The 13,709-nt window shown below is 52.7% G+C and carries 6 protein-coding genes; 3 read left to right on the top strand and 3 right to left on the bottom strand.

What is annotated here, in order from left to right:
- Positions 1 to 129 precede the first annotated feature (129 nt).
- On the top strand, positions 130 to 6,270 hold the full coding sequence (locus QMG27_RS02575; protein ID WP_281812866.1) for a hypothetical protein: 6,141 nt from the start codon (positions 130 to 132) through the stop codon (positions 6,268 to 6,270).
- A gap of 47 nt (positions 6,271 to 6,317) precedes the next feature.
- Here QMG27_RS02575 and QMG27_RS02570 read toward each other — a convergent pair whose 3' ends face one another.
- The 3 genes from QMG27_RS02570 to QMG27_RS02560 all read right to left on the bottom strand — a co-directional run bounded on the left by QMG27_RS02570 (position 6,318) and on the right by QMG27_RS02560 (position 11,243).
- Entirely contained in the window at positions 6,318 to 8,876 is a 2,559-nt protein-coding gene (locus QMG27_RS02570; RefSeq protein ID WP_281812864.1) for a M12 family metallo-peptidase, read from the bottom strand.
- Positions 8,877 to 8,948: 72 nt separating this feature from the next.
- Positions 8,949 to 10,724, bottom strand: coding sequence for a tetratricopeptide repeat protein (locus QMG27_RS02565; protein ID WP_281812862.1), 1,776 nt, complete (start codon positions 10,722 to 10,724; stop codon positions 8,949 to 8,951).
- Between the two features lie 54 nt (positions 10,725 to 10,778).
- Positions 10,779 to 11,243, bottom strand: coding sequence for a hypothetical protein (locus QMG27_RS02560; RefSeq protein ID WP_281812860.1), 465 nt, complete (start codon positions 11,241 to 11,243; stop codon positions 10,779 to 10,781).
- Positions 11,244 to 11,405: 162 nt separating this feature from the next.
- Here QMG27_RS02560 and QMG27_RS02555 point away from each other — a divergent pair, with 162 nt between their 5' ends.
- Together QMG27_RS02555 and QMG27_RS02550 are read left to right on the top strand one after the other, a co-directional pair.
- Complete coding sequence (locus tag QMG27_RS02555) at positions 11,406 to 12,911, top strand: tetratricopeptide repeat-containing glycosyltransferase family protein (RefSeq protein WP_281812858.1); 1,506 nt, start codon at positions 11,406 to 11,408, stop codon at positions 12,909 to 12,911.
- On the top strand, positions 12,908 to 13,702 hold the full coding sequence (locus tag QMG27_RS02550) for a glycosyltransferase family A protein (RefSeq protein ID WP_281812855.1): 795 nt from the start codon (positions 12,908 to 12,910) through the stop codon (positions 13,700 to 13,702). The genes QMG27_RS02555 and QMG27_RS02550 overlap by 4 nt, the downstream gene beginning before the upstream one ends.
- Positions 13,703 to 13,709: the final 7 nt, after the last annotated feature.

The following is a 13,709-nucleotide window of genomic DNA, read 5'->3' as shown; positions in this document are numbered from 1 at the left end:
AATGATTTGCCGTTTTTTAGGAACAAATCGTGTTTTTTAAAAGTATCAGCAAATACTCGCCGAGTCGGCGTGAATCTTGCATGAAGGTGTCGAGTACTCAACACAACACTTTTATAAGTTCGTTCCTTTATGTCAAACGGTATCAATTCTTCTCTCAGCAACTCGCTAGGCAACTATGCCTATGCCAGCGTGCAAATGAGCGCCCCCGCGTTTGGCACCACCACCGACATTTCTGGCTACAGCTCAACGCAAATTGCTGCGTTAACAGTAAGTCAAATCAGTGGACTCACAGGAACACAGGCAGCCGCCATCACCACTAGCGCACTGGCTGGACTGACTGCTAAACAAATTCAAGGACTCAATAACAGCAACCTAGCGACGCTGACCACCTCACAAATTGCCGCACTCAGCGCAGATCAGCTCAATAGCCTGCGCCCCAGTCAAATCAGCGCCTTAACCTCCACACAGGTCAATGCCCTAACGTCTACCCAACTCTCGGGCTTGAGAGCATCACAAGTATCTGCATTTAATAGTCAACGTATGGGTTCTGTCAGTACAGGGGTACTTCAAAACCTAACAACCAGCCAAATTCAAGCACTGACCACCAATCAAATCATTGGTTTGATTGATACCCAGTTGGCGGCTCTGGGAACAGCGCAGATCGCCGGCATGAAGGCTTCACAAATCAAAGCCATTGAAACCCGTGATTTAGCTGGCTTAACCACCGCACAAATGGTGGCATTGAATGTCACCCAATTAGCGGCTTTCTCTAGCAGCCAGCTCAATGCACTGAGCAGCACGCAAGTCGCAGCCATTGAAACGGCAGACTTGGTGGCACTGTCGACCAAGCAAATTGCCGCATTCAGTGCCAATCAAATTGCGGGCATGACCACAGCGCAACTCAGCAATATGCGCGCTTTCCAATTGATGGCGTTGAGCACCGATGGCATTGCCGCCATGAGTGATGCACAAATTCAGTCGCTCTCATTGGCTCAGCTCTCTGCGCTCAAACCCGCACAAATTCAAGCCATGACCAGCGGTCAGCTCTCGGCCCTTGGCACAGACTTGATCCAAGGCCTGACCGCCAAGCAAATTGCCGCCATAGAAACGCGTGATTTGGCAGGATTAGACACGGACCAAATTGAAACATTGAGCACCACGCAGCTGAGTGGATTCACAGGGGCCCAACTCGCAGCATTGAGCACCACACAAGTTTTCGCACTTGAAACTGCAGACTTAGCTGCCGTGCGAAGCAGTGAATTTGATTCGTTCACCACGACACAAATTCATGCCATGACGACAGCGCAAATCAATGCGTTAAACAAGGCCCAAATCACAAAACTCAGCACATCGGCTATTCAAGCTTTGAGCACCACACAAGCTGCGGCCATCAGCAGTGATCAATTGCAAGCGCTCAGCGCAGCACAAGTCAGTGCGCTCAGTAGCTCACAGGTAGGCGCGATAGGCGCCAGTACCTTTGCCACGCTCAAATCGAGCTTGATCAGCGCCATCACCTCATCGGCAGTGGCTGGGTTAACCACCTCGCAACTCAACGCATTGGCTGCAGCACAGCTGGCTCAAATTTCAACAACACAGATCGGGGCACTCAGCAACACACAAATTGCCGCTATTTCTGCTAGCGAAATCACGGCCCTCACATCACGCCAGTTGACTGCATTCAGCACCAGCCAAGCGCAAGGCCTGACGGCTGACCAAGTGTCTGCGCTCAAGCCCTCGCAAGTGGGCGCGATCCCCACGCAAAATGTGGCGGCACTGACCACCACGCAAATAGCAGCGCTGACGGCACAGCAAGTGCCTTACCTCAGCAACAATCAAATGGCTGCGCTCAGCGACAGTCAAGTGACCGCCCTTGGCACACAAGTGGCCAATTTAAAACCGACTCAGCTCACCGCGTTGACAACCGATGCTTTAGCTGGTTTGGATGATTCGCAAATGGCCGCGCTGAATGGTTTGCAACTGGCTGCACTGAGTACGGCTCAAATTGCCGCGCTCTCAACCACGCAGGTCGCAGCGATTGATTCACAAGACGTGCGCAGCCTGACCCGAGAACAACTGATTGCATTGTCCACCGACCAAGCGGCAGCGCTCACCAGCGAGCAAGTTTCCTCTTTAACGGCGACTCAGATTGCTGCGTTTGAAAACCAAGACATCGCTGCATTGAACACCACCAATATCGCGGCGTTGACCACCCAACAGGTGAAGGCGATCACGGTGGGCCAAATTGCAAGCCTGACCACCGAGCAAATCACGGCTTTGGAAACAGATGATTTGATGACATTGAATGCCAATCAAATCACTGCACTAACAACACAGCAGTTTTCGGCCATGACAACTGATCAAGTGGCCGCACTCACGCCTAAGCAAATTGCAGCCATTGAAACGCAAGACATCGCTGCTTGGGACGACACGCAAGTTCAAGCCCTGACCACCTCACAATTACCAGCGCTCACCCACTATCAGGTGAGTCGCTTGACCACCAGCACGCTTGCGGCATTGACCACGGATCAAATTCAGGCACTGACCCCCAAGGCCATCAGTGTTCTGACGAACGCACAGATCAGTAGCCTGAGCACTGATCAAGTTGCGGCATTGACCACCAGACAGCTCCAGGCCATCACAGCCACTGGCATTACTGCATTGACGACTGCGCAAGTGAATAACCTCACCACAGCGCAAGTCGCCGCACTCACCGGCAATCAGATCAAGGTATTGAGTACCGCGCAAATTCAATCGTTGACCACCGAACAGGTGCCTGCATTGGAAAACCGTGATGTGGCCCTGCTAAGTCCTGGTCAGCTCAACGCCTTGACGACGGACCAAGTCAACGCCTTGACGACCACGCAAATCACGGCACTGACCTATAACCAAGTCGGCGTCATGGGTCTAGACCAAATCGGTGCACTCAACACATCCCAAGTGGCCGCCTTGAACAGTCGACAAGTTCAAAGCCTCTCGGGCGCACAAATTTCTGTGCTATCGACCGAGCAAGTAACCGCGCTAGAGACAAATGACTTGAGCGCCATGCTCAACACCCAAATTACCGCTTTCAGTGCTGACCAAGTGGCCGCCATGACCACATCGCAAATTGCAGGTCTCAAACGCACGCAAATCGGCAGTTTGACCAATGCCCAGATCACAGCACTGGACACCTCTCAAATTGCAGCCATCGAAACAGCAGACATTTCCGGCTTGGTCAGCCGCCAAATCAACATCATGTCCAGCGATCAGTTGGCGGCCCTGACCACCAACCAACTGGCCGTGCTCTCTGGTGCCCAGTTCGCTAGCATCGCCGTTGAAAACATCAGCACCATTTCAACTGCACAAATTGCAGCCATCAGTAGTAGTGCGTTTGGCGCACTCACGTCAGCCCAAATTCAAGAGTTGACAAATGATCAATTAAGCACCTTGGGCACCAGTTATGTTCAAGCCATTCGTGCAGATGTGCTCTCCGCTTTGAGTTCGGGGCAAGTCGGAGCGCTCACCACAGCTCAAATCGTGGCACTGACCGAAACACAGGTACAAGGCCTGAGCACTGACCAAGTGACTTGGTTTGACACCACGCAATTTGCAGCACTTGAAACACGTGACATCATTGCCCTGACGGCTCAGCAAATGGCCGCCGTCACCAATGACCAGATTCAAAATCTGACCAGTGCACAACTGCAAGCCATTGAGACACGTGATTTGGTGGCCATGAGCACCAACCAGATTTCAGCTTTGCAGACCAGCCAAATTGCCGATTTGACTGGCACGCAGATCAGCTCGCTCTTCACAGACCAAATCGCTTCGCTGAGTACAGACCAAATTGCCGCCATCGAAACCAATGATGTGGCAGTACTCACCACACAGCAAGTCAAAGCACTGACCACAGACCAACTGCCAGCCATCAGCACGGCACAAATGCGCGCCCTCACCTCAGCGCAAGTCGGTGCATTTGCATCCACACAGCTACGCGGGCTAGCCAGTGAGCAAATCAATGCTTTGACGACCGCACAGTTCAATGCGCTCAGCACAACACAGTTGATCACACTCAAGACCGAGCAGGTTGAAAACCTCACCACGGACTTGGTCAAGGGCCTCAGCACCACTTTGGCATCAGCACTCACCAACGAACAATTGGGTGCGCTCAGCACAGCGCAAGTACGGGCCATCACCTCGGCCAATGTGTCGGCTTTGCTCAGCGACCAAATTGCCGCGCTCAGCACCGACCAAACTCAAGCCTTGACCACGGCACAAGTAGTGGCCATCGAGACCCAAGACGTACCCGCTTTGCGTGAAGAGCAGCTTGCAAGCCTGAGCACCACTCAGGTCTCAGCCATGACCACAGCGCAGATCAATGCATTGAGCACAGCCCAGTTCCAAACGTTGCCAAGCACACAAGTGGCGGGGTTGAACACCACACAACTGGCCAGCCTGTCGACCACCAAGGTCGCACTCTTGCATGACAGCCAATTGACGGTGCTCACTTCGAGCCAGCTCAACAGCCTGAACACCTCACAAGTTCAAGCGCTGACCACCGATCAGCTGCAAACCTTGACCACCACACAAGTGGCGGCGTGGGATGTCAGCAAATTGAATGTAATGAGTACCACTCAATTCAATGCCTTGACCAACGACCAATTGGTGGCATTGACAACCACGCAGGTGGGAGCACTCAACAGCAGCAACTTGTCAGCGCTCAATGTGTCCGATATGCCATTGTTCAGCACCACACAAATGGCAGCATTGACGACAACGCAAATGCCTTTGCTGGCTACGGCCCAATTGGCAGCCTTGACGACATCACAAGTTTCACACCTGAGCAACGACCAGTTGGGAGCGCTGAGCACCACGCAGACCAATGCATTCACCTCAGATCAATTGGCCGCCTTGACTGTGTCTCAAGTCCAAAACTTGAGCACCACTGCGTTGTCAGCACTGCCCAACTCGAAGCTTGCCAGTTTGACGACCACTCAAGTCGCCGCATTGACCAGCGATCAGATTCAAAGCATTACCACTTCGCAGCTGACTGGGATGACGACCGACCAAGTCGCGGCGTTGACCACCTCGCAACTGCGCAACCTGACCACCACCCAGCTCACCAGCTTGACCACCGATCAACTGCCCAATATGGGCACTACCCAGATTCAATCGCTGTCGGTGGCACAGGTGGCCTTGTTGGGCACACAACAAGTTGCCAGCCTGACCTCCAGCGAAATTGCAGCCATGACCAGCCAGCAAATTGCGGGCATGTCGACGGCACAACTCAGCGCCTTTGGTTCCGAGCAAATCCAAGCCTTGGAGTCTGCCGATGTGGCTGGCCTCAACGCCACACAAATCGGCGCCTTCAGTGCCGATCAGTTAGGCGTCTTGCCAAGCAGCTTGGTCAGCGCCATTCGTACCTCTGCGGTGAGCGTGCTCAGCACGACCACACTCAACGCGATGACCACCAGCCAATTCGCGAACTTTGATGTAACACAGATCGCAGCTTTCAGCACAGCACAAATTGCCAGCGTCTCAGGCACCCTGCTGTCTGCTTTGAGCAACGACAACATGGCGGCCATGTCCAGCTTGCAAATTGGCGCACTCACGGCGGCTCAACTGCCCTCGTTAACAACCTCGCAAATCAGTGCCATCGATTCCGCAGACATTCCTGCCATCAGTACGACGGCTTTGCGTTCGCTCACGTCAGATCAAATCGTGTCGCTCACCAGCGACCAAGTCAGCACGCTGCGCACTGAGCAAATTGCAGCCTTGACCACAGATCAATTTGAAGCTCTAGAGTCCACCGACATTGGCACACTCAACAGCCATCAGATTGGTGCGCTGACCGCCGATCAAATCGGCGTCATGACAGTCGCTCAAGCGCAGGCCATTGCAACAGGCTCCTTGAAAGCCTTGTCATCGACGCAGATTGCAGCCATCACCACCGAGCAATTGGCAGCCATGTCGACCGGTCAAATCCGAGGCTTCCAATACAGTCAAATACCGGCCTTCAGCTCGGATCAAATCTCTAACCTCACGACCACCGAAATTGCCGCGTTCAGCACGCGTCAGATGCAGGCACTCACCACCGATCAAATCTCGGCCATTGCCAATTGGCAAGTACCCGCCATTCCAGTGGAGAACCTCTCCAATATGCTCACGTCACAAGTGGTGGCCTTCAGCACATCGCAACTGTCAGCGTTCAATGCCCAACAGGCCGCCGCATTTGGCAGCACACAGCTTGCAGCCATGAGCAGCGAACAACGCGCGGCACTCGGGTTGTAAAAAACAAAAGCCGAATTCATCGACTTTTGTTTGTCATTGCAGAGGAGTTAAACCTCGAGATCGAGGCGTGAATGCGTGATCGATGCCGTGTCGGCGTTGTAGTACTTGACGATTTCCACGTTCGTCAAGCGCACGGTGCGATGCAAGTTGTCATTCACATAACTGTTGTTACGAATGACCCAGTCGGCAGCCGTACCCGCCAAATAAACCGTGTCGTTCTCGCCTGCGCCCCCATCTATCGTGGCATCCGACAGGTTGCTGGTGTAGAACACATCGTCACTGCTTCCGCCCTTGACTTGTGTGACTTGACTGCCATACGCCAAACCTACGTTGTTCAACCCAATATAGGTGGCCGTATTTTTCAATGAGGCTGGAAAACTATCCGTGATGCTTTTAGGAATGACATTGATAGAGCTGAAAGCGCCTGCACGCAAATCAATGATGTTGGCATTGCTCACTGCAGAGGCGTCGATTTCACCCGCGGTTGGCATCCACAAGGTCTGCATTCCCGTCCAATCGGCAGTGAACGAACTGACTTGGTATTTCTCAGCGCCCACGCCATCGCCTACACCGTACAAATACTGCAGGGCGGCCATATCAAACATCATGTAAGTGCTGGGATTGACCGTGGTGCCTGTGTAGTTGACCAACCCATTGCCTGTCCGCTTGCTACTCACCAACATGCTTCCAACAGGGTTGTTGTAAGACATCAAGGTGTACAAGCGGGTATCCAAGGCCTTACTCAGAAATGGCCCAGGTGAACCACCGCCGCTGGCGTTGTAGTTGCCGGGATGTTTAAGACCTAGTGTGTGACCAATTTCATGAATCAGGGTTTGCCATCCATAAGTCCCCTGCGTCATATTACCGTTTAAATTTCCCGCTCCGTTGTCGAGCAGGAGATACACCCCGTGGTCACCACTGCCGTTGGGGACATTCGCATAGCCTGAGCTACTTCTGGCCGATTGGTCGTTGGTGCCAAAGTTGATGTCTGCTTGGCCCGCTTGATTGGACTCCTCAAACGTGACCGGAATGATGCTCGAGAGATAGGTAAAGGCATCACGGACAGCCTGACGTTGAGTGGCACTCATGGATTGGAAACCCACGCCATCCTCAGTCCCTGCCACGTTGGCTTTTTGTAAAAAACTATAGGTGAACGTTTGGCGGCTACTCCCCTCGCCTAAGGCATAGACACCGGCCTTGACTTGCACATCTGAGGTCGTGAGCGAGTTAGCACTATCACGCCACCAATAAGGCGTTCCACCTAGCAGCATGGCATTGATATTGGCGTCCCCAGTATCCGCAAAGGTACTGGTGTCCCGAAATGCAAAGATGTTCACCCCTTTGTATTTGGCGTTTCCGACTGAATACGTGCCGTCCGTGTTGGCTTTGATTTTGTAATCGTTGTAATTGCCATTGAATTGAACCGCAACCGCAGCACCTGACACCTTGGCGAGCAAGGCGCTACCCTTTTTGTACTGCGCTTCACTCAGCTGCAAAACAGGGCGTGCCGTATCTGTCAACTGAATGGCCGTGATTTTTTTATTGGCCACCAATGCATCAAAATTGTTTTGAATATTGGCGGCTGTATCTGTCAGTTTGATACCAACGCCAGCAATCGCACCAATTCCTTTCGCTTGTGTCACTGTCAGCGACAGGACGGGTTGACTGCTGTCTGTGAACTTCACACCCGTCAACTTCCCCCCCGCTGCAAAACTTTGTAAAGCGTCGATGTTGGCTTGCACTTGAGCCACAGTGTCAACCACCGTCACCGCTAACCCACTCAAAGCCTGAGCGTTGTCAGCAATGGCTTGCGCCGTATCTTTGATGGTGTAGTTCACGCCTTGTAATTTGGCACGCAATGCTTCGCTGCCAAGGTATTGCGCGGCCGTTAAGGTGAGCGCTGGTTTTTTGTCAGTTAACACCACTGCATCGAGCTCACCACTGGCCGCTTTGCTACGCAAGGCTTCAAAGTTGCGCAACACTGCCGAGACCGAGTCTTTGACTGTCACTCGATCAGCCTGCGCCAAGCTGGTGCCAGCCACATTCGCCGCAGTATCCAGCACATCCACGGCCACATTGAGCAGCGGGCGCAAAACGCTCGTGCCCGTCCACTGACTGACTTTGAATGTCAGCCGACTGGGGCTATCGGTCAGACTCACGGCATCCAACTTTTGACTCGCCGCCAATGACTCTAAAGCGCTCAAACTGGCCATCATGCGTGTCGAGGTGTCTTGCACTCGCACCTGCATTTCAGGCGAAAGCTTGGCTGACGAACGTGTCAGATTGGCTGCCGTGTCTTGCACCGCCACCGCTATGCCCGATGTATTGAATTTCGTCAGCAACGCTGCGCTGCTGTTGAGTTGTGAAGCGCTCAAACTCACCACAGGGTTGGCTTCAGACAAGCTGAAGCCACTGAGCTTGCCACTCGCTGCCAACTTTTGTAAACCGGCCACATTGGCTTGCACATTGGCCAAGCTGTCTTGCACGACCACGGGTGAGGCATTTTTGGCCATCATGGCCTGCGTGACCGTCACAGCCGTGGCACTGCCCAACGCCATGCTTTGCATGGGGGACAAACCAGATGTGAAGGAAACCGAAAGTGACACGCAGCAACTCAAACAAGAAAGTGGACTTTCTTGTATCGGATGCTGATGCTCAAACTAAAGGCTTCCCCCTTATTAAAGGGTCTTGACCATTTGCAGCAACTGAGCCTCTAGGCTTTTGACCAGCTTTTTAGGTGCATCAAGTCGCGCTGCCACGCCTTGGAGCAATTGCTGTCGATAAGACGCTAGGCGCGTACGGTCGTGCGCCAAATCGACCACCAAATTCTCGTAATCTGCATGGCTATAGGTGATCAAATCATCTAAGCCTGCCGCATGCAACAAGCTCCCCGCCATGCGTGACACGCACGTACGTCCACTCAGGGTGACCATCGGCAAACCGCTGTCAATGACATCTCTGGCTGTGGAGCCTGAGTTGTACGGTGTGGTGTCTAAAAAGACATCCGCCAATTGCATGCGTGTACGGTATTGCACATGTGAGGTTCGCTGGGTGAACACCACACGCTCGAGTTCAATGCCATGCGCTGCGATGTGCTTTTTCAGCTCACGGGTGGCGCTGGGATTGTCATCGAGCAGCCACAGAACGGCATCGTCCACACGTTTCAAGATGTTCATCCATGTGGCAAACATCTGTGGATTGAATTTATAGACATTGTTGAAGCACACCATCACAAAGGCGTCTTGTGGCAAACCCAAATCTGATCGGGTTTCGCGACACTCGGCTGTGGGGGTGTGGTGAAGAGGTAAAAAGCTCCCCTCCACATAAAGCGGTTTTTCCGAGAAAAATGGAATGAGCGACTCAGGGAAAGTGAATCGATCGGTCACCACAAACTGCAACCATGGCAAGGTTGTGGTGCCGATGAAGCCAAGGTATGTTCCCTGCAAAGGTGCTGGCTGCATGGCCAAAATGCCTGGCCGTGCGCCAGAACTCAGGCCGTGCAAATCAATCAGTACATCAATTTCTGCGAATGCAATTTCAGCAGCAGCTTGCGTGTCATCTAAAGCGCGAATATCCACCACATGATCAAACGCCTGCTTCAACCGTTGACGGTATTCGCTGCCATCTTCAGGACTGTAGTCAAAGGCGTACACCTCGAACCGATCTCGATCATGGGCTTCCAGCAATTCAGCCATCAACAGACCAACCGCATGGGTACATAAGTCACCCGATAAATAGCCAATCCGAATGCGTTCATGTGCATAAGGTGCATGAACGCAAAGGCGATGGGTCGGTAAATTAAATTTGCGTTGAACGAACGCTTGTGCTGCCATGAGTTGCAAGGCAGGGTCGTCATGCAAAGCCAACATGGCCAGTGGCGAGGTGTGCGTGAGCATCAAATTCACCGGCACGCCGGGCAACGCTTGCATGGCGGGCCATTTGCATTGTTTGCTGCGCAGATGCACCCAATGTTGCAAGGCATCGGCTTGTCTGGCTTTGAGCTGCAAGCTTTGCGTGAGCGCGTTTTCAGCTAGGTCGTAATGCTTGAGTTGCTCTTGCAGACGCCCAATGTGGTTGAGCGCCAAAGCTTGCAAGTCGAGATTCGCTGAACCTTGCAAGTAGCCCGATGCAGCCACTTGACTCCACTGCAGCATGGCATCGTCATGTTGACCCTTGCGCTCAAGCAATAGGCCAAGGTTGATGCGTGCCTGCGCAAAGCCCGGGAATAAATTCAAACTTTCACGGTAAGCCTGCTCTGCACCTTCGATGTCGCCCGCATTGAGCTGCATGACACCTTGGTTGAACCAACCAATGTGTCGATCATTCGACTCACTGTGTTGGTTCCATAGACCATAGAGCGCAATCGCATCTGCGGTGCGCCCTGTGGTTTGAAAATGCTCAGCCAATTGGATGACTTGGTCTAAGCCCAACTGACTGATTTCTTCAAGGTCCATAAAAATGGCAAGCCATGGCAAAACTTTGCCGCCATAGCGGCAAAAGTTGCCGCTTTAGTGGGTGTGGGCTGAAGTGGCCATGAGACCGGCGAACTCGTCCAGAGCGAGACGTTCAGCTTCCAACTCCAATTGACCAGGGTAAAAATGCAAGCCTTGGTTAGCCATCTTCAATGCACCTGCGGGGTCCAAGTTGCAGCGCAATGCGCGAACCAACATCACATAAGTGAACGGTTGAATATTGGCGCCCTGCAATTCGACCAAGTCTTGCAGCAGCTCTACGGCAGCTGGCCAGTCTTGGCGCATCACAGCGAGCAAGCCACAAATGGCGAGCATGTCTTCGCTGGAAGGGTAAATAGCCAGGCCCGCTTCACCCAAGGCATAGGCTGTTTCGATCTGTTCAGTCGCCACCAAGGTTTGAATGGTTTCGCGGATTTCCAAAGGGCTGAATCGCTTGATGTTGCCACCTTGCAGCAAGCTGCCGGTTGCGCTTTGGTTCATCAATTCTTGGATAAGGGTCATCTGAAAACTCCTGGTTGTGCAAATTAAGTTAGGGAACACCAAGCGATTTCTGTGCCAACTAGCTTTGCCGCTTTACTTGACACCCTCAGCTGACGGAAAAACTTGGCTTACATATTGCGTATCAGCCATTGTTTTATGGTTTTCAGTGTCAAAAAAACAGTCATGAGCACATCGCAAGTTCGCCCGTCCTCGACGCCCGCTGCAACGCGGGAGGCCTTGCTACGCCAAGGCGCGGCATTGATGCAATCCGAAAATTTTGAGGATGCGGCCCATTGGTATGGCCTCGCCTTAGACGAATTTCCAGACGATGCTCAGTTTTATTACTGCAAAGGCGTCGCGCACCACCAAGAGCAGCAATACCTCAAAGCCATCGATTGCTACTGTGCTGCACTGCAAATCAAGATCGACTTCGCCGATGCGTTTGAAAACCTGTCTGACGTACAAGCCAAGATGCACATGTTTGACGATGCATTTTTGAGCATCAGCGCGGCCATCGCGTTGCGTCCGAAAAAAGCACTCTCGCATGCAAGACAAGCCCAAGTTTTGGTGCAGCAAGAAAAATTCTTACTGGCGATTCAAGCTGCCAATCAAGCCATCAAGCTTGATCCAACGGTCACATCGGCCTACATGGCTCGCAGCAATGCCCACCGTGCACTACTCCAGATCGATGAAAGCATGGCTGATTTGCGCAAGGCGATGGCCCTCAACCCCGACAACCCCGAGTACGAATACAACCTATCGTTTGACTTGTTGCTCAGCGGCTCATTCAAAGAGGGCTGGCAGTGTTATGAAAAACGCTTTCAAACAAGCAACTTTTTAAACAACCCCACAGTCCCCATGCGAACGCCACTGTGGGATGGTGTGCAAGACATCACAGGCCAACGCTTGTTGATTTGCCCTGAGCAAGGCCTAGGTGATCAAATTCAATTTGCGCGATACGCATTGCTGCTGCAGCAGCGCGGAATCCATGTGATTCTTTCTGTCGAGCCTGCACTGATCGAGTTACTCAGCAGCATGCATCCAGCCTTACAAGTGGTGTCTTCACGCCAAACAGCAGACACCTTGCCTGCGCATGATTGCCACATCACCCTGATGAGCTTGCCTCGCATTTTCGAGACGCAACTTGACACCATTCCAGCCACGCCCAGCTACTTGAAAGCGGATGCCGTCGTCCGTCAGGCATGGCGACAACGGGTCCCTCAACGGTCTCGTCCACAAATTGGCATCAGCTGGTCAGGCAGCACCACACATGTGAACGATCACAACCGGAGCATGACGCTGGACCAACTGTCGCCACTGTTGGCGATGGACATGGATTTCCACATTTTGCAAACAGAGATTCGCCCCTATGACGAGGCGCGCTTACGTCTGTGGTCGAATTTGCATGATTGGCGCCCCGCACTCACCTCTTTCAATGAAACAGCTGGCCTAGCCAGCGAACTGGATGTCGTGATCACAGTCGACACCTCCGTCGCCCATCTCACCAGTGCGCTAGGAATACCCACTTGGGTTATGTTGCCGTTTGCCCCTGATTTCCGTTGGTTACTCGACCGCACAGATTCCCCCTGGTATCCCAGCGTGCAACTCTTTCGACAACCTGAACCCAAAGCATGGCTCCCCGTCGTGGAAGCATTGGCGCGAGAACTCACGGATCGGTTCAACGCATGAAGCCGCCTTATTTCAGCATCATCATCGCAACGCATGAGCGACCACGGTTGCTTGCGCGTGCCATGCAATCGGTCTGCGCCAATACCTTCACAGATCACGAAATGATTGTGGTGGCTGACACAGTGGATGCAGCCACCATGCATGTGATCAGCCAAAACCTGCGTGAGCAAGACAGTTTTTGCAAACGAATCGGCAAACTTGGGCCTGCACTGAGTCGAAACGTAGGTCTTTCCATGGCGCGTGGGAAATACGTGATCTTCTTAGATGATGATGATGCGTTCAGCATTGATTATTTAGAACGTGCTTTTTTGACAACCTTGGATAACCCAGGCTCGGTGATTTACACCAACTACTGCGTCATTCAAGAAGATCGCTCTCAACCAGACCTCCCCCCTCAACCAGGGCAAGCCTTCTCAGTAGCAAATGCTGACTTCAACGCGTTGTACGTCAAGAATTTCATCCTGAATCACAGCGTAATTTTTCCCCGTGAGGCTGTGCATGGTCGGTTGCAAGACCCCCACCTTTCAAGCTTGGACGACTGGGACTTTTTGCTCAACGTTGCCAGCGACACCCCCTTTGTGCACGCCAACATCACCGGCGCCATGGTCTACAAAGACTATGTCAACCAGCACGACCGTCGTGGCGGGAACAGCCAAAGCAATGGCATGCAAACTGTGACGGATTACTTGTCTATCTACAAAAAATGGCCTGCACCTAACCTCGATTTACGTGTGAAACGTCAACAACTTTTAGCCTCAGCCGGCCAGCATGTGCCGATTGACTGGGTATAACCAAAGC

The organism is Limnohabitans sp. MORI2 (genome assembly GCF_027925025.1).
Lineage (GTDB): Bacteria > Pseudomonadota > Gammaproteobacteria > Burkholderiales > Burkholderiaceae_C > Limnohabitans.
This window is presented reverse-complemented; position numbering and strand designations above follow the sequence as displayed.